The organism is Nostoc sphaeroides (genome assembly GCF_003443655.1).
GTDB lineage: Bacteria > Cyanobacteriota > Cyanobacteriia > Cyanobacteriales > Nostocaceae > Nostoc > Nostoc sphaeroides.
In genome coordinates this window covers 5779324-5803752 of sequence record NZ_CP031941.1, presented here as the reverse complement: position 1 = coordinate 5803752, position 24429 = coordinate 5779324, and the positions used below count along the sequence as shown (strand labels likewise).

The following is a 24429-nucleotide window of genomic DNA, read 5'->3' as shown; positions in this document are numbered from 1 at the left end:
TGATTCTAGATTCTATCTGGCAAAATATCACGATTGCTGCTGTTGTAGGTTTAACTGTGTTTTCACGGAGTTGAGAGATGAAGATTATTTAGTTTGACTTGTTTGATGATTAGCTAATCTAGCAAGTAATTTGTGAATTATATTATTAAGTGAAAGTGGCATAAAAATACCCAATGTCTACCAGAAAACTACTACTAAGATTCGCTAAACCCTATCCAGGTTTGATTTTACTGACAATATTGTTAGGATTTTCTGGAGCCTTATTTAATGGAATCAGCACAACTTTAATTGTGCCAGTGATTTTAAAAATTGTGGGACAAGAAGTAGATTTAACGACTGCCCCTCCCATCCTAAAAAGGTTGATAACTCCCTTTGATAATACGCCAGAATCTTACCGGATAGTAGTAATGGCCGGGGCGATTATATTCACAATTTTTTTAAAAAACTTAGCTACTTATGCCGGCGCATTAGCATCGAGTTCTTTAAGCCGAAAGCTGACATCGGATATGCGAGAAACCGGGTTAAAGCTATTACTAGAAATTGATATAGATTATTATGCAAAGACAAAAGTTGGTGATTTAATCAACCGTCTTGGTGGAGAAATTGGTCGGGCTGCAAGTGCCATAGGTAGTACAGTCAGGATGCTTATCCTGGGAATCACAATTTTAGTTTTTGTCGGTTTATTGCTATCGATATCTTGGCAGTTAACAATTGCTGCTACGATTTTGCTGTCGTTGGTGACGTTAATAAATCAGTATGCCATTTCCCGGTCTAGAACTTTTGGAAAACAGCTTAGTGAGATGTCTAGAGCATATTCAATCTCTGTGCTGGAGACTTTAAACGGAATCCGACTGGTAAAGGCGACGGGAAATGAAGAAAAAGAATATCGAAGGATCAAAAAATTAATTCGCGATCGCGAGTTAGCAGATTTCCAATCTCAGGTTAATTCGGAAGCGATTACACCTCTGAATGAGGTGATGGGTATTACAGCTTTACTGTTGATTGTACTTTTGAGCAAAACCTTCTTTGCTGGCCAGATTTCTTCTCTTTCCACCGTCCTTTTAACATATTTATTAGTGCTGCTGCGAGTGCTGCCATTAATTTCTCAGTTAAATAGTGTTCGCAGCAACTTTGCCAGTACCGCCGCTAGTGTAGATGTGACGAATGAGTTTTTAAGCCTTGATGATAAGCCGTTCATGGATCAGGGTAAGCTTCCCTATACAAAATTACTTGAGGGCGTGTCTTTTAATTCTCTTTGCTTTACCTACCCTGGTCATGAAAAGTTGGTACTCAAAGATGTAAATTTATTTTTACCCCGTGGCACGACCTTAGCATTAGTAGGCAGTTCTGGTGCTGGTAAATCCACTTTAGCAGACCTTTTGCCCAGATTTTATGACCCAATATCTGGCAGTATTAGCATTGACGGGACTGATTTGCGGGAGTTCGATGTTGTATCCCTGCGAAAGCGAATGGGGATTGTCAGTCAAGATACCTTTCTTTTTAATGACTCGGTGAAGAATAACATCGCTTATGGGCGAGAAGAGGCTACTGAGGATGAAATTCTGACAGCAGCCAAGCGGGCAAATGCTTATGAATTTATTAGCAAATTGCCTCAAGGATTTGACACCTTGATTGGCGATCGCGGCGTCATGTTATCTGGTGGACAAAGGCAAAGATTAGCGATCGCCCGTGCCCTCCTGCAAAATCCAGATATTCTGATTTTAGATGAAGCCACCAGCGCTTTAGATACCGTTTCCGAACGCTTAGTACAATCTGCACTTGATGATTTGAGTCGCGATCGCACAACCCTTGTAATTGCTCACCGCCTTTCCACAGTCCAAAAAGCCGATCAAATTGCCGTATTAGATCAAGGACAGGTGGTAGAAGTGGGAACCCATGAAGAATTGTTACAAAAAGGTGGTTACTACTCGCGTTTGTACTCAATGCAATTTAGCGATCGCCCTAACAAAAACTTGATTCAGACAAAAATTCTTAAGGCAATGCGCCTAAACTCAAAGAAATTTGTTGAACATCCTGAAACCACTACTAAACACAAGCAAAGCTTGCTCCGCATCTCTCACGAAATTCGGACGCAGATGAACTCGATGATTGGCTTACTCCGCTTATTACTTGATGATCTGGTAGATAATTCCAAAGAACGGCAGGAATTAATTGAAGACTCTTACAAATCAGCTTTGAGACTTCTCAACACTATAGATGTTTTTGAAGATGTTATTAACTTGCAACACAAGGGGCAAATCATCTCAATTCCTGAGCAAAGTCAAGATATTATTAGTAGCTATTATCAAGCCTTTAATCATGTCTCAATTGAGTTTAGGACTTCTCTTAACTTTATACTTAACACTCTGCGATTTTTAACTGATAATTGGGTATCTACCACAGAAGAACAAAATAGATTAATTACTGAAGGTTATCAATCTGCTATATATCTGCTCGAAAATTTAGAAAAATTTGAGAATAGTATTAATGTCTAAAATTATGAATAATCCTGCTTTAAAAAAACACTATACTTTTTTCATTGGTGAAGAGTTGCCGCAGCCAGAGGCTCACCTAGTGCAGTCTACAAATGCCGCTAACGGCGCTGCCAACTTAGGATACTCAACAGTTTTGGTATATCTTGAAAAAGGAGCAAAAGCTATTAATCCAGTTAATTTAGCTCGTCCTTTTCAACCGAGAAAAACACCAACAGAACTTATTAAATATTACAACCTCCATGATAAGTTAAAAGTTGCCCCCTTACCGATGCCTTGGCCGATTGACCATTTTCGGAGCAAATTTACTGATTCTAACACCATTGCCAGCAAGTATTATTTACCATTTCACATACTTCCAACTACTAAACTTGTCCACAGTCGCAACTGGAATTTTGTCAAAGCTGCCATCAAAAATGGCGTTCCGGCAATTTATGAACACCACCACCACGAAGACAAACCATTTGAGCCAGAAATTGTTACAAATCCGCTATTGCAAATTGCTGTCACAGTTGTAGACACCATCCGCGAAAGCATGATTAAAAATGGAATGCCACCAGAAAAAGTGATTAAACTGCACAATGGTTTTAATCGCTTATTTATGGAGAGACAACCCGAAAAAGCCGCAGAATGGCGTCAAAAATTATTACAAGACGAAAGCCAGAAATTGGTGGTTTATGCGGGAGCTTTACAGGAATTTAAAGGTATTAATGTATTAATTGATGTGGCTAATAAAATGCCTAATGTGCAATTTGTTTGTGCAGGTGGCAAGCCAAAAGATATCGAAGATTATCAGCAATTGGTAAAAGACAAACAGGTTAATAATATTAAATTTTTGGGTTATATATTACATAATGATTTAGCATCTTTGCTACAAGCAGCCGATGTTTTAGCTCACCCTCATTGTTCGGGAAAAGCGGCAACTTTCACATCACCCTTAAAGCTATTTGACTACTTCGCCTCTGGGACTCCCATTGTAGCAACAGAAATTCCATCATTAGTTGAATTTCAAGATACTCAAGCAATCGCTGCTTGGTGTGAGCCAGATAACTCCAGCAAATTTGCCGAATGTCTAAAGCGGGTTTTAGAAACTCATCCCCGAAAAATAGAAGGTTACCCACATAGTATCAATTTTGTCAAGCAGTTCTCTTGGGAAAATAGAGCGGCAAAAATCCTTAGTTATGTTGATGAATCTCTGTTACCGCAACTTGTTGTATAAGGAAACATCGAGGATATTAAGCAAAATGACTAATGACTAATGACTAATGACTAATGACTAATGACTAATAACTAAAATGACTATCAAAACTGTAGGTATGATTAGCAGCTATCGAGGTTTAGAAACTAGAGCCGATTGGCTGTGGCAACAAACCCCGAATCAATTTGGAGTTTGGGGCAATATACAAATGCAGGCATTGGCAGCGAAACCAGATTTTCTGCTGATGTATCAATTTGATTTTCCCCAAGCATCGCCACAAAAATCTTGGTTAGATAGTTTTCGTAAACAGCGACAACAATCAATAGTAAATATTGATTCTTTACTGCGTGGTGTGAGTAAAGAGCGAATTATTTATTTACTAAGAGAACCGCCTTTAGATGAAATTGTAGAAATCACTAATCATAATTACCAACAAGCTCAAAAGTATTGCGGCTACGTTTCTGGCCCAGATGATTTTGCCCCCACTCCTGACTATATGCCTGCTATTTGGTATCACTCAAATTCATTTCAAGATTTAAATGAAATGCCACCTCCCGAAAAGGTTGCTCCATGTAGTTGGATTACTTCAGGAATTAGCCGCACTGTCAACCATCGCCAGCGTCTAGACTTTTTGCAGTCCCTACAATCTAGTGGCATGAAATTTGATTTGTATGGGCGTAACTTACCACAATGGGCTAACAAATCGGGAGAACTAGGTAACAAATGGTATGGCATGGCACCATACTATTACAATTTGGCAATTGAAAATTATGCTGATAATAATTGGTATGTGAGTGAGAAACTTTGGGATAGTTTACTTGCCTGGTGTCTACCAATTTACTATGGCGGCCCGGCTGCTGATAAATTATTGCCACCGGGTAGTTTTTTACGGTTGCCCAGTTTAGATGAAAAAGGCATTGCCTACATCCAAGAAGTGACAGCCACTCCTGATGCTTGGTATGCTGCTAAAGATGCGATCGCAGAAGCACGTCAAATCATCTTACACAAATTAAACCTGCTTAACTGGTTATCAAACTTTGTTGATCAACACTCATAAATTATGAATGGTATTTGTACCCTTGGCAATGATTATGTTTTCGATCAACTGGTGGCTTTGCTCAACAGTATTGATGTTATCTTGGGGTCAGAAACTCCTGTTTGTATTTATCCTTTCGACGATCAGACACAGCGAATCGCTGATGAAATAGCTAAACGCCCTAATGTATTTCTTTACGATAATCAAGAATCAATCAATCGCTGGGATCAATTTATGCTCTCAGCAGCACCAGAACGATTGAATCGTAGTAAATTCCGTTTGTATGGCGCTCACCGTCGTTTTTGTGCTTTTGATGGGCCATTTGATAAGTTTATCTATTTAGATGCAGACACGTTGGTGATGAACTCTCTCGCGGCGGTGTTTGAAAAGTTAGATAGTTATGATTTTGTTGTTTACGATTTTCAATTTAAAGATGTTAGTAAAATATACAATGTTAATTCTCCCAAATTACTAAAAATTTTCCAGCAAAAGCGCATTGATTCCGAAATATTTTGCTCCGGCTTCTATGGCTCAAAGCAGGGCGTATTTAATTCAGAACAAAGAGATTTGCTGATATCTTATTTACAAAATGGTGAAGCAGAAATTTTGTATGAAGGGGCTGGTGAACAACCACTGATCAACTACATGGTAATGAGGTCTAATCTTTCTATTTATAACTTTGCTCAACAATTACCAGATAATCAAAAAACTGGATGTTCTGCCACCTCTAAGCACTTTGAGGAACGAGAGCATATTCTCTATGACAAAGGCAATCGACTAACTTACATTCATTACATTGGTATTCCTCCTAATATCAATCAAGCCGTCTGCGCTGGAGAAAATATTGAGTTCCCCTATCGAGATTTATTTCTCTATTATCGCTACTTACACGAACCAGAAAAACGTCCAGTCTTTACAAATCCTCCTAAAAATTCTCATGACTCTCCAACACCAAATTTACTTACAAGAGCTTTGCGAAAATTTAAGTTAATTAAACAAGGATAATTTATGAGTAGGGGAATTTATATTGTTGCCAATGACCGGGTTATCGATAATGCGATCGCTTTACTCAATAGCATTCGTTACTATGACCCAGAAGTTACCGTTTATCTCATACCTTTTAATGAAAATTATCACAAGGTAGCAGAGCAGCTTGCTAGCTTACATCAAGTGCAAATTTTTCCAGATTTAGAACTTATTGATAAATTTACCAAACGCATCGGAGAAATTTTTGATCGAGATTTTCTTGCTTTACCCAATAAAATGCGTAAACTAGTGGCGTGGTTTGGCCCTTTAGATGAGTTTATTTATATTGATACGGATATTGTCGTTTTTGAAAAAATTGCCGACAATTTAGACAAACTTTCAGAAGTCGATTTCTTCTGTTGTGATTATCATCATGCTAATGAAAAGCTGCGAAATATCTTTTCTCCATTTGTGAAAGAGCAGCAAATTTTTTCAGATGCCCAATTTCAAGACGTTTTCAATAGCGGTTTTTGGGCTTCGAGAAAAGGAACTATTACCGAACAACAGATGGATGAAGCTTTGCATGAATGTGCTGCACATCGAGAATATTTCGATTTTTCTGAAGGAGTTACAGACCAACCCATTTTAAATTATCTTGTTCTCAAACTAATTGCCAAGCGTGGAAATCTTGTCAGAATTCCTGGAGGCGGGCCTGGTAGTTGGGCAGGTTCGCCAAATTTTCAACAGCAAGACTACGCACTCTACGACAGAGGACAACGACTAAAATATCTCCACTGGGCTGGTACGCGGATGAAAATTGGTAGTCCATATTGGCAATTGTGGGAACACTATCGCTATCTCCATGAGGGTAAATTCGCCTTCATCTCCAAACTGACTCGCCGTTTATTTCCCTTTGTTTCTGCCCGCACTTAATATTAGGAGTATCCCAATGATTGATGGCATTTACATCCTAGCGAATGATGTTGTTTATGACCAACTAGTTGCGTTGCTCAACAGTATAGAAGCTAATGCTGGTAGTAAAATTCCTATTTGTATACTTCCATATAATCAGCAATTAGACAAAGTAAAGGCAGAGCTTGCATCTAGAGATAATGTCACCTTATTTGAAGACTCTGATTCCATAGCCTATTGGGATAACTTTGCTACTCAGATATGGAAAAATTATCCTAGAGCGCAAAAAACTTGGCGAGAGTGGGGCTTCCCAGAACTCTATGAGCTACCTATGCACCGCAAATTTTGTGCTGTGGATGGCCCCTTTGATAGATTTATTTATTTTGATGCAGATACCTTGTTAATGCGGCCGATAGATTATGTATATGAAAAATTAGATACTTATGATTGGGTAGTCAATGATTTTCAATATAAGTCTGAATTAAAATTTATTTTTGATGGCTCTCCAGAGCAGATGGAGCAAATTTTCAATTCAGAAAACTTGCAGGCTAAAGTATTTTGTGCTGGTTGGTTTGCCACTAAGAAAAATATTTTTTCTCCAGCTATAAGAGCTGACTTACTCAAAAAATTAACAGCAGGTGAAGCAGATGTTATGGCTTTTTTAGCACCTGACCAATCTTTATTTAACTACATGGTTTTGAGAAGTGGAATTTCCTATTATAACTTTGCCTGCTATGACTGCGAACAGGCAACTGGGAATCATTGGAGTTCTCAATTTGATGTGGTAGATAATATCCTCTACGACCAAGGGCGGAGATTGACATATCTGCACTATATGAGTATAAGTTCATCAAAGTTTACTCAACTTTGCGCTGGTGAAGACGTTAATATTCCATATCGAGATGTGTTTTTACATTATCGCTATTTAAAATCACCTGAAGAACGTCCTCAAAGCTTTACCCGCCCAAGCCAGCTAATGCTTCTTCAAAAGTATACTAGGAGTTTTATTCAGCAAAGAGTCAATAATATTAAGCTAAATTACCGGAATTTAAAGGATAGGATTAATGGTTACTAATAACATATAGCAAAGTTGTTAAATTAGCTTATTTATTAGCCTTTGCACAGGTGAAAATTGTCCACCTTCTTTGTTAAGCCAACCAGCAAGATCAAAATGCTTTCTGGAAATGTCATACATAGTTGCTCCATTTATCACATAATTTTTAACAAATACGGTAGATTTGAGGTGAGAATATTCTTTGCCAGTGAGACAGATTTTATGAGGAAAGTCTAACTTGTCGAACTCTTCTATAAGCTGCTCATCGCATAAGTCTTTATCACCTGCAAATTTAATAAAAAGATTATCCCAATTTATTCTTTTTACCCGTCTATTCCATTTTTCCTGTGCTTGTGCCTCACTCGCTTCGTGAAAAAAATGAATTTCTACATCGTCTTTTAATAAACCAATCGGAAAAAATCGTTTTTCTAGTTCTTCATTAACTGAATGATAACGAGAAACACTAGTCCAAGTAAGAGGAGATTCAATATACTCCTTGATATTTTTGATAAGTTTAATATAACAGGGAGCAAACAGGCGTATCCCAACAAAAGGGGTTGTGTACTCTAATCCTAAATCTTTGTAGACTTCTCCACCCCAACAATCATTAGAAATAATTGTAAAATTCTTATCTTTGATACGCAAATACATGAGTTTGCGATTTAAGACTTTTCTCGTTTTTCGGGTTCGATTCTTAAAACTTTCTACTAAGTTTGTCATATTACAATTTTTAGTAAGCTCGAACAGATTTTTTTAGAAGTAGGACTTACGCAATAACTCTCTAAAACTCTTATTCCTTTGTGTCCTTTGCGTCCTTCTCCCAAGGGGAAACGCTGCGTGAATGCGGTTCGTTTTTTCATGATTTTGCGTAAGTCCTGACAAGGTTCTATCGGTAATAAAAATTAAAATTACTCAATGTCGCAAGTCTTAAACACAACGAACGATAGTAATAGCCGATAAATTTATTTAGTTTACGTGCCAGCTTTTGGAAAATTGAATTTTGGCGGTACTCAATGGCTTCATGCTGTTGAAAATATATTAGAGTTGTATCTGGATTTGCTTGTCCCTTTTTGATTTTCTGGCGTTCTACCCAATCTTTGAAATAGACAATACCATCCATAGCATCCCATCGAACTGGTAATCCAGCCTTAGCAGCAGCTAATCCTATTGCATAACCCTCAGCACCATAAAAACCATTTAACTCACAGTAAAGTGCAATGGTTTCCCAATGCTTGAGAAATTCGATTTCCCGTCCATCTTGCCTTGTCACTACAAATAACATTTCCATCACAAACTGGATATTAGTATCTTCTAAATCCAGGTCTAGCTTTTGTGCTAGCTTGCTAAGAATAGTCAAATCTCTAGCTCTATTTGCCTTGTAAGCATCATTTACGGAATTAATATATGCGTGATTATGTTGGACAATACTGGTACAGCTTCTTGCTGTTATGCCAGGAAGCCATTTCATGTCTGGTTGTAACTTATCTAATATTCTGATATCTGCATCAATAAATATACAAGTATTAAACAGTGATATTGCTTTGGCAATTACAAACCTTTTATCGTGGTAACAACCAATGCTCTGTTGTTCATGTTTAAATGCTAAAACATTAGAATATTTTTGAAATTCTTGTGGCTTATCTGTTAATACGATTAAGTATATTCCCGGCGAATGTTTTTCAATATCTTCAGCTAATAGGAAAGCATGAGAGCGATATCTTTTACCCAAAGCTAAAGTACAAAAACAAACTTCTGGTTTTTCTTGTTGCATAAGGTTTTATTTTAAAATAAAATTTGACTGACAACTAATATCAAAAATACGTTTAGAGACAGCAGAATTTACAGCCTGTTCCGATTTAAATTAAATACTATATTTACATATATAATGTGGATACTGACTACTGTAATAGTACTTATTTTTCTCTGATTACTAAATCCCATGCAAGCCCTAGCAGATGTGAAGACGTGATTAATCGCATCTCGACAAAGCTTTGACAAATCATCATACTCAAAATATAAATGCTCACCATCGCTGGTGAGCATTTAGGTTGATTTGTATATTATAGGACTTACGCATTGACAGGAAAGCCGAAATGATAGGTATGCTTTTCAAGGCTTTTAACCAGATTTTTCAACTATACTTTTTGCGATCGCGGCTAACAAAGGATAGTTTGTAAATGCCTGAAACAACCTATTTACGTTAATACATAAGATGATTCATTTGTACAGTGCGTAAGTCCTATATTTAGTGAAGTGTCTTATATCTCAATACAGTTCTGTTAATAAGAATCTTACAGCTATTTTCAGGTATTTAGACTATGACTGAGACGGGTAGTAGGGAGTAGTGTAGTTCGATTGCTTGAAAGGCGCTATTACCATATTGTTTTAAATTATGGCATAGAATCTAAATCTAAAGATTGCATACCTTCGCGTTCTATAAAGGTCATCATACTTCCCAACTGCAACCAAACTAATAAACACGTAAAGAGACTAATTGGTAGACCGACTCCTAAAGCCAAGGAGGACGGAAAGCCAAATATCTCCAAGCCTGAAGACAAAAATAGACAAGTACCGCCAGTTATACCGATAAATGGTACAAGTAATTGTTTCAGTGAGGAACGCGGTTTAGTATTTTCTGTGCGCTCGCTTGGCCATTTCTGCACAATTACTTTCAAAGTGCCAGATAATGCCAAACCAGATGTTAATGCTGCCAGAAAGCCAACAAGTAATAGAAAATAAGGCGGTTGCAGAGGAAAATAGTACATGAAAACTCCTGATTTATATTAAAGATTTTTTAGTTGTTGTTTGTTGACTGATTCCCAGCAAAAGACGCAAGGAATGTAGCTTTTGGCAAAATAGCAGCTGCGCCTTCCCTAGATAAGTCTGTTAAAATGCCGATCGCTACATTTAATAAACGATCCGGTTTTAAGTCATCTTTAACTAGGTTCCACAGGCGTTGAACATCTTCGGTGTGGAGGCGGTCATCTTCGGTGAGAGCAAGCACCAGCTGTCTCCGCAAAAATTTGCCTTCTTCCGAAATTAAAAATTGGAACCCCATCTGGGCTGTGGGCAAGACATCAAAGTTGTTATCAGTCCGAGCGATCGCAATTAAATTCTCTAATCGCTGCCACTGAAATTTACCATCTTTAAATAACACATTCAATAATCGTCGCCGTAATTCCGGCGATTCCCCTGTTAGCAAGCGCCGTGCTATATAGGGATAACCCACCTCAACAATTTTGAAATCTGGGTTGAGGCTTAGAGCAATACCTTCTTGAGTCACCAAAGAACGAATAATCAAAGCAAACTTCGCCGGGACTCGGAAAGGATATTCATACATCAGTTCCGAAAATTCATCGGTAATAGTTTTGAAGTTAAAATCCTTGACATTTTTACCAATAGCGTTTCCCAGCACCGCTTCTAATGCTGGTACAATCGGGCAAATATTAGTGTCTGGAGTCAGAAATCCTAATTTGACAAAATCTTCGGCTAAGTCGGTGTAGTCTTTATTCACCAAATGTACTAGTGCATCCACCAGTGTTTCTTTGGTGGTTTCCTCCAACTGATCCATCATGCCGAAGTCAATATAAGCCATCCGACCATCGGGTACAGCAAACAAATTGCCGGGATGAGGATCAGCATGAAAGAAGCCGTGTTCTAAAAGCTGTTGCAATCCCGAAGTAACGCCAATTTGGATAATTGCTTCTGGATCTAAACCTGCTTCCCGGATGCGTTTAGTATCTGTCAACTTGAAGCCGTCAATCCATTCCAGGGTTAAAACGTGGGTATTGGTATAACGCCAGTAAATTCCTGGAACTCTAACTTGCGGGTCGTTGCGGAAGTTGCTGGCAAATTTCTCGGCGTTGCGGCCTTCATTTATATAGTCGATTTCCTCAAATAGCTTCGTGCCAAACTCATCCACGATTAAAGTTAGGTCGTGACCGAGATTGAGAGGTAACCAGGGAGCTAACCAACTCGCAGCCCACCGCAATAGATAAAGGTCGCGGGTGAGAGTCGGGCGTAAGTTGGGGCGTTGCACCTTCACTGCGACTTCTTCGCCACTAATTAGACGACCACGGTATACTTGACCCAAGCTAGCTGCTGCGACTGGGTTAGGTGACAGTTCGCTAAAGCTTTCGTGAATGGGACAGTCTAGTTCAGTTTCGATAATTTTGTAAGCGATCGCATTATCGAAAGGTGGTAACTGATCTTGTAATTTGATCAGTTCTTCTAGAAAATCCTTACGGATTAGGTCAGGCCTGGTAGAGAGGGCTTGACCAACTTTGATAAAAGTCGGGCCGAGGCGGGTGAGCAGTTCTCGCAACTGAATAGCTCGTTTACCCTTGTTCTGCTCAACTTTATCTTGCCATTCGTCCCACTTGAGACTGAGGATAAATCCCGCAAAAGAGGAGATAATTCTCAGGAGTCGCCCCCATGCTAGCCAGGGACGGTAACTATAGTAGCGAGCGATCGCCTCTGGATTATAGAGTGTTAGCAGAGCAGGTTGATACTGACCCACGCCTTTATTTGCCTCTTCAACTGAAAAATTTACAATGATTGTTTTTCTCCTAACCCACAAGTTAGTTGCAAGTTCAGGATAGCGGTAGCCTTTTATCTAAAACAACTAGAACTCTACCCTTTTGGGATACTGTTCGCGGTGATTTTAGCTTATGTTACTACCTAAAGATTTGTTTATCTTTTTCTTAATTATACTTTATAAAACTACAACTACTTCTCCAACTTTTAGATGATTTTATTTTTTCTTAACCATTATTTATAAAAATATAAATATCTACCTGTGTCTGATTATGCAAATTTAAAGAAACTGCGATCGTAAGTAACTTTATTTACTAATAGTTATATGAAGTAGTAGTACTATTACTGTCTTGGATTTAATCTTCATTACCATTCCCGCCTCGGAATAAACTCCTCTTGCTTATAGCTAAAGTCTTCTCAAGAGGACTAAATACAAAATTTTCAGCCATGTAGAAGGCTATCTTATAGCGCAATACAGTTCAGTTAAGCCCAAAAACCTTGGTAAAGACGCGAAATTTCGCGTCTCTACAGGTCTAAAATTAGTACCAAAAATCCTTAACTGAACCGTATTGTCTTATAGCGGTTCTGAGTTCTGAGTTGAGTAGGTATAGAACCTCACCCCCAACACCCTTTAAGAGCAAGCACCTCGCTTGCTCTGATTACCTCATTTGATTAGGAAAAGCTATATATAAAAGGGAAAATTTCAGTCCACTTAAGTGGACTTTAGCTATCAGCCCAGAACTTAAGTTCTGGGCGGGATATCGGATGAGCGCGATACTTTGACTGTTACAAAAATGTGGGTAACGACAATAGTTTATTTCCGCCGTGCTGTACTAGTGCTCTGTCTCATTAATTCTGATTGATTAGTTTGTTACCAAAACCCTGTAAAGACGCGTTAGCGTAGCGGGACGAAGTACAATTTCGCGTCTCTACAACCCAGCAAAATTAATGGGACAGACTACTAGTGCTCTGTCTCATTAATTCTGATTGATTAGTTTGTTACCAAAACCCTGTAAAGACGCGAAATTTCGCGTCTCTACAACCCAGCAAAATTAATGGGAGAGACTACTAGTCCTAGAATTGTATAGTTAGGTGGAAGAATCAATCCCCAACTCATAACATAATTATCATTTATAATTGCTATAAATTTGGTAATTGGTAGTGATTTTGTCACACTTACCAATTACCAATTAGCTACTTTTAACCATCGTGCAATGCTATTTAGATTTGGCCTCCAAGTTTTCTAAACGGCTTCTCAATTCCTGATTTTGTTGTTTGAGTTGGTCGAAATCTTCACGCAATTGACGTAAGGTTTTTTCTGTACCAATATTCTTTTGCACTTTAGAAATTTCTTCTTCAGCATAGCGACGTACACGCCCATCGGCTGTTTGTTCAGCTAGCGATCGCAAAATCCCCACTGCTTTGGGTGTTTCCATTTGTCCTAATGCTGCGGCTACCGCCACTTGCGTTAAAAAGAAGGTTTCTTTGGCTAGTTCTGTTAATTTTTCTAAAATCCGTTCCAAATTAACCGGACTTTGACCTACAGAAATCTTTCCTAAAGCGCGAATTGTGGCTAAACGTAGGGGTTGTGGTACACCTAGTTTGGTATATTCGATTAGCAGATTTAAAGCTGCTTCTGAGGTTTTGAATTCAGCTAAACCAGCGATCGCACCACTCCGTACTACTTCATTCCAACCCGCCTTTTCTTCTAAAATGCCTTTGAGTTGCTTTAATACCTTATCTTCCTTGGGTTTTTCTTCCAAGTTTGCAGAAGCGATCGCCCCGATCACACGAGAAGCTGCTGCTTCTACGTAATAGCTAGGATCGCCCTTTTGTACTAACCCTCTTACAACTTTATAGCTTTCAGCAGTTTTAATTTGAGCAAGTGCTTCCACTACAGATCGGCGCACGTAAGCATTTTTATCTTTTAACCCAACAACTAAGCCATCAAAGGCTTGGTCTAAATTGATTTTGGCTAGTTGTTTCGCGGCTTCCACACGCACACCCCACAATGGGTCATTTTTGAGCGCCGCAGATAGTGCAATGGTAGCTTCTAACCCGCCTTTTTTCGCCAAACCTGCTGCTGCGTAAATACGTGAAATCGGGTCTGGATCAAATTCTAACTGTGCTTTTAACTCTGATATTGGATACTCCAAACTTACTGTTTTAAGATAATTATTTCCAACATCAAAGCTGATAAATTGAGGCTTATTTTCTAGGGGAAAGTAGAAGCTTTGTTCACGTTCATTTACCCGCACTACAAAAGTTTTGAGTTGTGAGTTATTAATTATGAGTCTGGAATTATTTTTAACTCCTAACTCCTCACTCCTAACTCCTAACTCCTCATTCTTAACTTCTTCTTCTTGGGTATAGCCAAAACCAATAGGTATTTTTAAATCAAACAAATCCTTACTGCCATTTTTACCTTCATCAGCTTGGGTTTGAGTGACTGTAATTTTTGCTAATTTAGCGTCCCCATCCCAAAAGTAAGCTACTTTAAAATCGGGATGACCACCACGAAAAACGTATTGGTCAAACAGAAACAAAAGATTACGTCCAGTTGCCTTTTCGATCGCCCTGAGTAAGTCTACTGTTTCTACAGTTTTGTGGGCATTATCTTGAACAAATGTTTGAATTGCCTGCCAAAACAACTCATCTCCCAATTGGGCCCGAATCATGTGATAAACACAAGACCCTTTTTCGTAAATGTGGCGATCGTAAAGCTCAATAGCTTCCCGGTAAACATGTGTTACCATCGGGCGACGATAACGGCTGCTATCTTCACTTAAATAACGACGAGCTTCTAATAAACGATAGTAAGCTGCTTCTTCGAGACTATATTCCTCTTCTGTCCACATCACCTCAGAATAGGAAGCCATCCCTTCTTTGATCCAAGCATGAGACCAATGCTTAATTACCACCAAATCACCAAACCACTGGTGCGCCAGTTCGTGGACAACTAAACTTTCGGTATTGCGGTTATCTAAAGCGGCGCGTTCATCCAGCAAGCATCTATCTGTTAACAGTGTTGTGGAGGTGTTTTCCATCCCGCCAAAGATGAAGTCATCGACGCAAACCTGGGCGTATTTTGGGAAAGGATATGGATAGCCATACTTTTGGCTCAAAAATTCGATCATGCGGGGAGTTTTGCCCATGCTGCGTTTAGCATCTTCCTCCCGTCCCTTTTCTACGTAGTAGGTAACTGGTTTACCGTTCCACTCATCCTGAATTTCGGCAAAGTCACCTACTGCCAAAGTCATTAAGTAGGTAGGATGAACTTGTTGCTGTGACCAATGGTAGATTTTGTAATCACCATCTTCTGTGGTGTTAATTAGTTCGCCGTTGGAAATCGCCACCAGAGGGTTGGGGACACGAACGCGAATTTCGGAAGTAGACAATTGTCCTGGGTAGTCAAAGCAGGGGAACCAAAAGCGAGAGTCTTCGTCTTCTCCTTGAGTCCAAACTTGAGTTGGCTTGTTTGGGTAGTGCTTGTCTGGTTGAATAAAGTAAAGACCGCGCTGTGGTTTTGCCACTGAATAGGCGATCGCAATTAGCAAGCGTTTACCAATTTGAGTCGCCTCAGCAAGTTGGATAGAAAGCTGTTCCCCGTCGTAGTCAAAATTTTGTGGTACCTCGTCCACTTGCACAGACTCGATATTCAGGTTGACAGCATCCAAAGTCAAACGGTCAATGCCATTACGGATTGGTAAAAGGCGAATGCTACAATTGCCCTGATAGGAAAGCTTTGGGATATCCAAGCTGAGATCGAGAAAAATATGCTCTACCTGTCCGGGGCGATCGGGGTTGTAGTGTGGTCTTGCTCCCGGTAACTCAAAAGGTTTGTGTACGTTATTATCTGTATCAAAATAAAACTTCGACATTGATCCTTACTGACCTTGTAATCCTGAAAAGTCTGGCTTGGCTGGATGTTGTTAAGTAAAATAGCGGTGTCTAAATATATTTCCCAAATCAACAGGGCATGATGGAGGTGAGAATTCCCTTTTGGGATTGGGGGATTAAAATTAATCTCACCTGAATTTCCAAAAGTCGGCTGGCGATCCTTGGACTTTTTTCCATATCCCTCCCGCATTTACTTTTACTGATGTTTTGCACTTTTTTGTCATCGAGTCAAGAGTCTCTTGCACCTCGATAAATTTTTATTAAGTACAAACACTCCTAATTATTCTTATATAGGACTCCGATTCGATTTTTGAAAACATACTGAACTGAGACTGAAAAGCCCGTTAATCAGGGTTTTATCTAAAATTTTGCTTACAAATCAGACAGGAGTCCTATAACTTAGGATAGCTTGCCTCTGTTGAGGAGGCTATTTTGTTTGAAATGAACAGCATATCATTTGCCGATTCGCTCCCCATCTCGTGGAAGTATTTTTTAGAGTAGTTATTTTAGACTGCTAGCTTATAGGACTACTAATTTTATCAGTAAATACCGATCAATGAGCGGAAATTATTAATAAATCCGAAAACTCTACAGTGACACTTGTATAAATCTCGGTGACAATCTGAGCAAAAGAGGATAACAAAATGCCTGAAAGTAAATCCAAGTTTCTCATTGCTGCTGTTGGTGCTGCTGTAGTTGTAGCAGGAAGTATCGCGGCTTACACGTATTTTAAAGCCCCATCAGGAGGTAGCTCAGACGCTCTAGGCAGCGCTAAACTAGTACCTTCAACAGCATTGATGGCAACTTATATTACTACTGACTCTCAAGCCTGGGCAAAGTTACAGCAGTTTGGCACTCCAGAAGCACAAAAATTAGTAGCAAAAGGTCTGGAAAATTTCAATAAGCAAGTTTTCAGTGACAGCAACGTTTCTTATGAAAAAGACATAAAGCCTTGGGCTGGTGGTGTAATGATTGCTGTATTACCACCTAATCAGGGGAAACCGGCGCAGTTGAAAGCACCTAATGCGCCAATCAATATACAGCAGGAATCAAATATCTTGATAATAGTGGGAATCACAGACAAACTCAGTGCCTTGAATTTTGCTAACAAATTAAAGTCACAAAAAGGACTAAAATTTCAGGAATCTGACTATAAAGGTCAAAAAATTATAGAAACTACAGAAAATAGCAAGCCGACATATAGCGTAGTTTTAAATAATAGTCACTTAGTATTAGCGCCCGAAAAACAAGCTGTAGAAAAAGCAATTGACACCTTTAAAGGAGAGTCTTCTTTTGCCAGTAAAGAAGGTGCAAGCAGCATCCTCAATAAAGGAGTGGATGTCAAAAACAGCCTCGCCCAAATTTATGTACCAGACTATGCCGGCATGGTACAGCAATTAGCAGCCGGAAGCCCGCAGGCAAAGCAGTTACCTCCCCAAGCGCTGGCGCAACTCAAGCAGATAAAATCAGTGGTGGCGGGTGTTGGTGTTGATGATGCGGGAGTGCGGGTAAAAGCGATCGCTAATTTAGATCCGCAATTAAATAAATTTCAGTATCAATCAAGTCCAGGAAATATAGTTGGGCAATTTCCCACTGGTACTTTTGCTCTGATTAGTGGAAATGGTATCAGCCGTGGCTGGGAAACACTAGTAGAAGAGTCAAAAAATTATCCAGAAATGAAACAAGGTCTTGAACAGGTGCGAGGACAACTGAAATTTTTCAATATTGACCTGGATAAGGATATTTTTGGCTGGATGAATGGAGAATTTGCCTTTGGTGCGATTCCATCTAATCAAGGGGTGCTAGCAAATGTTGGTTTTGGGGGTGCTTTAGTATTTGATACTAGCGATCGCAAAACTGCTGAAGCCACCTTAACGAAATTGGATACCCTTGCCAAAACCCAACAAATCGAAATTGCCAACAGAAATATCGGTGGGAAAGACGTAACGGAATGGCAAATCCCCAGACAGGGAGCTTTATTGTCACATGGTTGGCTCGATCAAGATACTGTATTTGTAGCTCTTGGTGGCCCAGTTGCTGAAGCGATTAGCGATCGCAAAAATCCATCTCTTGACAATAGCGATACCTTCAAAGCCGTTACGGGTTCTTTGCAAAAGCCCAACGGCGGCTATTTCTACCTGGATATGGACAAAACTCAAACTGTGCCCTTGCTCAAGAGTTTAATCTCATCTGACGCCAATGCTATCACCATCTTGAGTTCCATTCGTGGTCTTGGTTTTACCGCTAATAGCCCTGATAAATCTATCAGTGAATTGGAGATGTTGTTAGCTCTCAAGCCTATTGCAAAATAGGGAATGGGGCATGGGGCATTGGGCATTGGTTATTGTTATTCCTCATCCCCCACTCCCCCATTCCCCAAAATGTTTTTCAATTTGCATCTAGACTCGCCTCCAGTAACTATGTCATAAGTAGAAAAGGCTGTTAAATGCAAACTAATTTATGACCGTTGCCGTAAATACTACTCCTGGCTTCGCTTCCCGCTTGGTAAATGGCGTACTGGCAATCAAACCTTTAGCCAACCTAGCCAAGCACCAAGCTAGACAAATGATGATTAAACGTGCCGAAAGAATTGGCGTGCCTTGGACGCAAGAAGTCAAAACTCTACAAGCGCGTGATTGGAAGGCTGATTTAGCTCAAGTAGAAAATCCTCAGCTTTCCTACCCCGATTACTACGTCACCTCATTCCATGCTTACGAAACCGGAAATCTCAGTTGGCAAGCCGCTTTTGAGGTAGAACCTGCTGCTTACGCTGTCCACGCTAAGATTTTGCAGGGCGCTGAAGAAGCCCAAGGCGATCCCATGCTGCGCCAAAGTTACCACAATATCCTGAAAAGTCAAATTCCCAATGAGCCGCAAGACATCTTAGATGTAGGGTGTAGTGTTGGCTTGAGCAGTTTTGCCCTACAAGCAGTTTATCCCCATGCCAAAATTACAGGCTTAGACTTATCTCCCTACTTCTTAGCCGTTGCCAATTACCGCGCTGGGCAACGTCAAGCTAAAATAAACTGGCTTCATGCCCAAGCGGAATCTACCGGGCTACCTGATGCCTCTTTTGATTTAGTTTCCATTTTCCTGATGTGCCACGAATTACCCCAATCGCCAACCCGACAGATTTTAGCTGAAATGCGGCGCTTGCTGCGTCCGGGTGGCTACTTGGCAATCATGGATATGAATCCAAAATCTGAAGTTTACCAAAAAATGCCAGCCTACATTTTGACTTTGCTCAAAAGTACAGAACCGTATTTAGATGAATATTTCGGTTTGGACATTGAGCAAGCTATTGTTGAGGCAGGTTTCCAAACTCCCACAATCACTAATAATACCCACCGTCACCGCACAGCGATCGCTCAGGTGAGTGGTTGATTTTTCTCTACTGCTTTGGGCAGCAATACCACCTTTGCTGCTGCTAGGCTACTACTACTGTAGAGTGCCATTTGCCCCACCTTTGTTAAAGTTGCTGATGTTCTTTATCATCGGTGCAATATCTGGTATCTTAGCCCTTAGTCTCGAATGGATTTTTGAAATTGTAGTCAACAGGGTTGTAGACTGGCATCAGATCAAGCTATGTCTGCCGACAAGTCGTTGCGCCTCAACACTCCCTGGAATAGCGTTGCGGCAGCTTTTGGAAGTAGGCCCAATTGAAGAAGGCTGCAAGTTTGTAGCAGTTGTTGTCCCAATCTACTATTTACAACGCAAGTATCGATTATTTGCATCTACCGTTTTCCTCTTCACCATAGCCGTTGCCCTTGGATTCACTGCCGAAGAGAATTGGATTTACCTTTTCTACGATACAGCATCAATTCTAGACCGTACTATCGGTATGCCAGTCCACGCCATGTTCTCTGCACCTTGGGGATATGCTTTAGGAATCTATATTTCCTCTAACACTCGGTTAAATCGAGACAAAAAGTTTATTTTTAGGGCTTGGCTAAATTCTGTAATCTGTCATGCCCTAGTTAATGTCTTATCAAGTGCTTGGCGTTACTCACTACCTTTAGGTTTCCTGAGTTATGGTTTATTCCCGTTTCTCTTGTGGATGTTTTGGCGACTAGAACAATTACTGCGAAAAGTCCAAGGCAAACCCGCCATTACTCTGATTTCAGGCCATACACCGCAACATCGTTACTGGCAGAGGAGTTTAGCGCTGTTTGCCCTCGTAATGGGTGGAAATGCTATTTTTGGGCTGTTTCTCTTAGCCAGGATTCTTAGTCCCTTGAGTCCGTCAAAGCTTTTTGATGCTGATATTTTGTGGTTTATAATTAGTCGCTTTTCACTAAATCTCTTTTTCGGAGTTTTAGCTTGGGGCATTTATCGGTATTTGCGACATTCCGCTCGTCGTCGGTATTTTTAAAATATGATGAAAGAAAAATGCTAGGGGGTTTCTATGCAAACAACTCCAGTGCGTTGGACGACTGCTGATTTAGAACTATTTGCTGGCGATCGCAGAAATCGCTATGAGATTATTGATGGAGAACTATTTGTGACCAAATCACCTAGTTGGGATCATCAATCAAGTTGTGGCAATATTGTTACAGTTCTTAACAATTGGTCAGATGAAACTGATTTAGGTAAAGCTGCGATCGCACCTGGAATTATTTTCTCAGATTCTGACAATGTGATCCCTGATGTGGTATGGGCAAGTCATGAACGCTTAAAAAACTTATTAGATGAAGCTGGACACCTCACGGGCGCACCGGAGTTAGTTGTAGAGGTTTTATCCCCCGGCGAAAAAAACGAGAAACGCGACAAAGAAACAAAGCTAAAGCTGTACTCGGTGCAAGGGGTTCAAGAATATTGGATTTGCGATTCTATACAGAAGAAAGTTGAGGTTTATCGCCGTGAACAGGCTGCATTAAAGTTAGCAGCTACTTTATTTAGTCAAGATGAGTTAACAAGTCCTTTGCTACCTGGTTTCAAGTGCTTAGTTAGTAAACTTTTTTAGCTGGGCATTGGGCACTTGTACTGAGCGGCGTCGAAGTATGGGGCATTGGGGAGATGAGTGAGACAAGGAGATAAACAAAACTCCTAACTCTTGTACAGACGCGATTAATCGCGTCTCTACTTTTAACTCCTAACTCCTAACTCCTAACTTCTAACTAAACGCTTGCCAATACTGGCTGATTCGCGGCTGCGCTGACTGAATTTGATTCAGACTCAGTACAATAGATTTCGCAGGAGTTGTTGGGACTTTCAATCAGTTTCACTTTGTAAAGTTTAGCTCCCAATTCTTGAATAGGCGATCGCAGTAAATTACTAATATAAAGTGCGATATTCTCAGCAGTGGGCACAACTTCAGCAAAGTAAGAAATGTCTTTGTTTAAAAAGGTATGATCGAATGGCTCAACCACATAATCTTCTATTACTTGGTTCAAAGCCCCTAAATCAACAATCATGCCAGTCCGTGGGTCAATTTCCCCTTTCACAGTGACTTCTAAATGATAGTTGTGTCCGTGACCGTGAGGACGAGCGCACTTACCATAAATTTCAGTATTTTCTTCGTTACTGAGGTTAGGATGAGCTAGCCGATGGGCGGCGCTAAAGTGAGTACTGATAGTGAGGTAGGCTTCCATTTCGTTTCCCGTATAATCTGCCCAAAGTTCAGGATGTTCAAATAACTGTACACGGACTAAAGGCAAGTGTGGTGCTAGTCGCTGCCAAATAATCCGTGCAATATTCTCAGTGGTAGGCAGAGTTTGTTGAAATTCTGCCCACGCATCGTTGAGATAAGAGAAGTCCAATTGACTAGTAACTTCCCGTTTAATTACGTGTTTCACATCAGACAAGTTCAGCACCATGCCATATTCATCTAATTCCCCGGCTAGGGAAATAAATAAGACATAATTATGCCCGTGTCCAGGAAATCTAGAGCAAGCACCAAATTTCTCAATATTCTCAGCTTCACTCAGTTCTGGCAACCAATAACGATGACTTGCCGAAAACTGGGCGCGGCGGTTAACAATACATTGCATGAGTACACTATGAGCAGAATTTAAAATTTCTTAATCTTTCTCTGCTTCCAGCATAAACTAATTCTTAAGTTATGTGTCATTTGTCATTTGTCATTAATCCTTTGCCATCCGGTCAAATCGATCAATGCACCATGCCAAATGACTATGTAACAGATGCTTGTGCCTCACAGTGCAATCTTGTAGCTATACGAAATAGTTCATGACCCGTGTGTAAATAACGCTCATCGTAGTTCAAAGGAAAATAACCTAATTCATCGAGTCCATCTCCTACTTGATCGAGGCTGTAGTAGAGGTGAGCGGCTGTTCTTGCTAAACTACGGGGATTCGGTAGGGAGCGAAAAGTAATTTGTGCCTGCTTGAGGTCATCTCGACAGGCTTTTAAATATTCTTGAAATTCATCTAACAACTCATCATCAAAAGGATCAGCAGCTAATTGCTCCATTTGTTCTTCTAACGAATAGAGAATAGTACAAAGCAAGCGATTTACTGGTTGGTAAACTTGGCGTAGCCATTCCTCAACTTGCTCGTCAACATCGCGTCCAGTTTTTCGTGTTGTCTGGTAATGCTTTTGTGCTGATGCTGTACGCTGTTGGCGATCGCTATTTAATTTTTGAGAGTCATCTTGCAGTTGTTGGTCATAATCACGGCGATTTTGGTTGTCGCCTAAGACTTCATAAGCTGCATTGATGCGGATTATCTGCTCTTGATCGGCACTTTCCTGATTAGTGTCAGGATGAAATAACTTAACCAAGCGGCGATAGGCTTGCTTAATCTCCGCTTGGCTTGCACTTGGACTAACTTTGAGAGTTTCGTAATGGTTAGAAACGTGCTTAGAATTGACCATTAATTCAATTTATCGTTAGCTGATGCTAGCGGCTAACCTTGTTTCCAGGTCTTGGAACAACGGTGTACTCAAATACCTCTCACCAAAACTGGGCTGAATCATCACAATTAAACGTCCCTTATTTTCTTGACGTTGGGCGACGCGAATTGCTGCACATAAAGCTGCTCCACTGGAAATACCAGATAGTAGCCCTTCTTCTTTCGCCAACCGCCGACTATAAGCGATCGCTTCTTCATCGGTGACGGTAATCACTTCATCAATCAATTTTATCTTAAGAACTTGGGGAATAAACCCAGCCCCAATTCCTTGAATTTTGTGTGCCCCTGGCCGTCCCCCAGATAAAACTGGGCTATTGGCTGGTTCAACTGCGATCGCCTTAAAACTAGGCTTGCGTGCTTTAATCACTTCTGCTACACCAGCGATCGTACCACCTGTACCCACCCCTGCAACGATCATATCTACTTGTCCATCGGTATCTTCCCAAATTTCAATAGCTGTAGTTTCCTGATGCACTTTTGCATTAGCTGGATTGCGGAACTGCTGCAACATATAAGTATTTGGCATCGTATTAACCATTTGTTGCGCCCGCCCAATTGCCCCACTCATGCCTTCCATCCCTGGCGTTAGTTCCAGTTCTGCTCCATAAGCCCGCAACATTGCCCGTCGCTCCGCACTCATTGTCTCTGGCATTGTCAAAATTAACCGATAACCTTTAGCTGCTGCTACCATTGCCAAGGCAATCCCTGTGTTTCCAGAGGTAGGTTCTACCAATATTGTCTTCCCAGGAGTAATCAGTCCCTCTGCTTCGGCGGCGTTAATCATACTCACCCCAATCCGATCTTTGACTGATGCCGATGGGTTCATACTTTCCAGTTTCACCACAATTTTTGCAACACATCCTTCTGTTTGGGGAATGCGGTTCAACTGCACCAGGGGTGTACGACCAACCAGTTCTGTAATATTATGAGCAATTCGCATAATTTAGCCCTTAGTTATTAGTCAAAAGTCATTTGCCATTAGTCAATAGTCATTGGTAAGTCCAGTCCTGTTCGGCTTTGTTGTTCCCGTAAGATTTTTTATTCAATCCAAAATTCCTCTTGAAAAGTTCTGTTCGCCAGAAAGCGACGCTTAGACTTTCCCCAAAATCTAAAACTGGCAGAGTTAGAAGTTTTTAATTCTTATACCAATTCACGAAAATCTTGATACATATAGATTTCTTGTAGGGGCAAGTCTTTGCCCATACGTGTCAACTTAACGTAAAAGTCATGTTCCGCAAGGAACTGAAGTTCCTTGCTAATAGCAAAAGTCTTCTATCTATGACTAAATATATACCCAAAAATTTTAGTCTACTTAAGTAGACTTTAGCTAAAAGCCAAAGAACTTTAGTTCCAGGCGGGTGAGTCAGCCAACAGTTAAGCTATTTCTAGGCTTTTGTTGACACCAATGGGCAATGCCATTGCCCCTACCAGAGTATTTGTATCATTATTAAAGTGAAATGGTA

The 24429-nt window shown here is 40.3% G+C and carries 18 protein-coding genes; 10 read left to right on the top strand and 8 right to left on the bottom strand.

What is annotated here, in order from left to right; all coding sequences use genetic code 11:
- Positions 1–173: 173 nt before the first annotated feature.
- From D1367_RS25930 to D1367_RS25905, 6 genes are all read left to right on the top strand, one after another.
- On the top strand, positions 174–2495 hold the full coding sequence (locus D1367_RS25930; RefSeq protein WP_118169403.1) for an ABC transporter ATP-binding protein: 2322 nt from the start codon (positions 174–176) through the stop codon (positions 2493–2495).
- Between the two features lie 4 nt (positions 2496–2499).
- Positions 2500–3711 (top strand): glycosyltransferase family 4 protein, encoded by a 1212-nt coding sequence (locus D1367_RS25925; RefSeq protein ID WP_118171659.1) that lies wholly within the window; start codon positions 2500–2502, stop codon positions 3709–3711.
- A gap of 76 nt (positions 3712–3787) precedes the next feature.
- Entirely contained in the window at positions 3788–4747 is a 960-nt protein-coding gene (locus D1367_RS25920) for a glycosyltransferase family 10 domain-containing protein (protein ID WP_118169401.1), read from the top strand.
- A gap of 3 nt (positions 4748–4750) precedes the next feature.
- Complete coding sequence (locus D1367_RS25915) at positions 4751–5731, top strand: Npun_R2821/Npun_R2822 family protein (protein ID WP_118169399.1); 981 nt, start codon at positions 4751–4753, stop codon at positions 5729–5731.
- 3 nt (positions 5732–5734) lie between these two features.
- On the top strand, positions 5735–6625 hold the full coding sequence (locus tag D1367_RS25910; RefSeq protein ID WP_118169397.1) for an Npun_R2821/Npun_R2822 family protein: 891 nt from the start codon (positions 5735–5737) through the stop codon (positions 6623–6625).
- 16 nt (positions 6626–6641) lie between these two features.
- Positions 6642–7679, top strand: coding sequence for an Npun_R2821/Npun_R2822 family protein (locus D1367_RS25905; RefSeq protein WP_118169395.1), 1038 nt, complete (start codon positions 6642–6644; stop codon positions 7677–7679).
- Positions 7680–7697: 18 nt separating this feature from the next.
- Here D1367_RS25905 and D1367_RS25900 read toward each other — a convergent pair whose 3' ends face one another.
- The 5 genes from D1367_RS25900 to D1367_RS25880 form a co-directional block, all read right to left on the bottom strand.
- Positions 7698–8378 carry a DUF1919 domain-containing protein gene (locus tag D1367_RS25900; protein WP_118169393.1) on the bottom strand — a complete coding sequence of 227 codons (681 nt, stop codon included), beginning with the start codon at positions 8376–8378 and terminating at the stop codon, positions 7698–7700.
- 166 nt (positions 8379–8544) lie between these two features.
- Positions 8545–9429, bottom strand: coding sequence for a hypothetical protein (locus tag D1367_RS25895; RefSeq protein WP_118169391.1), 885 nt, complete (start codon positions 9427–9429; stop codon positions 8545–8547).
- Between the two features lie 619 nt (positions 9430–10048).
- Positions 10049–10423, bottom strand: coding sequence for a hypothetical protein (locus D1367_RS25890; RefSeq protein WP_118169389.1), 375 nt, complete (start codon positions 10421–10423; stop codon positions 10049–10051).
- 29 nt (positions 10424–10452) lie between these two features.
- Complete coding sequence (locus tag D1367_RS25885) at positions 10453–12177, bottom strand: ABC1 kinase family protein (RefSeq protein ID WP_118169386.1); 1725 nt, start codon at positions 12175–12177, stop codon at positions 10453–10455.
- Positions 12178–13411: 1234 nt separating this feature from the next.
- Entirely contained in the window at positions 13412–16075 is a 2664-nt protein-coding gene (locus tag D1367_RS25880) for a M1 family metallopeptidase (protein ID WP_118169384.1), read from the bottom strand.
- A gap of 663 nt (positions 16076–16738) precedes the next feature.
- Between D1367_RS25880 and D1367_RS25875 the strand changes: the two genes are divergently transcribed.
- From D1367_RS25875 to D1367_RS25860, 4 genes are all read left to right on the top strand, one after another.
- Positions 16739–18406: a DUF3352 domain-containing protein gene (locus tag D1367_RS25875; protein WP_118169382.1), complete on the top strand. Its 1668-nt coding sequence runs from the start codon at positions 16739–16741 to the stop codon at positions 18404–18406.
- 148 nt (positions 18407–18554) lie between these two features.
- A complete protein-coding gene (locus tag D1367_RS25870) occupies positions 18555–19478 on the top strand; it encodes a class I SAM-dependent methyltransferase (RefSeq protein ID WP_118169380.1) in 924 nt (307 codons plus the stop codon).
- Complete coding sequence (locus tag D1367_RS25865) at positions 19471–20466, top strand: PrsW family intramembrane metalloprotease (protein WP_118169378.1); 996 nt, start codon at positions 19471–19473, stop codon at positions 20464–20466. Before D1367_RS25870 ends, D1367_RS25865 begins: the two co-directional genes overlap by 8 nt.
- Before the next feature lie 33 nt (positions 20467–20499).
- Positions 20500–21057 (top strand): Uma2 family endonuclease, encoded by a 558-nt coding sequence (locus D1367_RS25860; protein WP_118169376.1) that lies wholly within the window; start codon positions 20500–20502, stop codon positions 21055–21057.
- Between the two features lie 154 nt (positions 21058–21211).
- On the opposite strand, the gene D1367_RS25855 is transcribed toward D1367_RS25860, so the two are convergent.
- The 3 genes from D1367_RS25855 to cysK form a co-directional block, all read right to left on the bottom strand.
- On the bottom strand, positions 21212–22084 hold the full coding sequence (locus tag D1367_RS25855; protein WP_118169374.1) for a 6-carboxytetrahydropterin synthase: 873 nt from the start codon (positions 22082–22084) through the stop codon (positions 21212–21214).
- 142 nt (positions 22085–22226) lie between these two features.
- Positions 22227–22928, bottom strand: coding sequence for a J domain-containing protein (locus tag D1367_RS25850; protein WP_118169372.1), 702 nt, complete (start codon positions 22926–22928; stop codon positions 22227–22229).
- Between the two features lie 15 nt (positions 22929–22943).
- Entirely contained in the window at positions 22944–23906 is a 963-nt protein-coding gene (gene cysK, locus D1367_RS25845) for a cysteine synthase A (protein ID WP_118169370.1), read from the bottom strand.
- Positions 23907–24429: the final 523 nt, after the last annotated feature.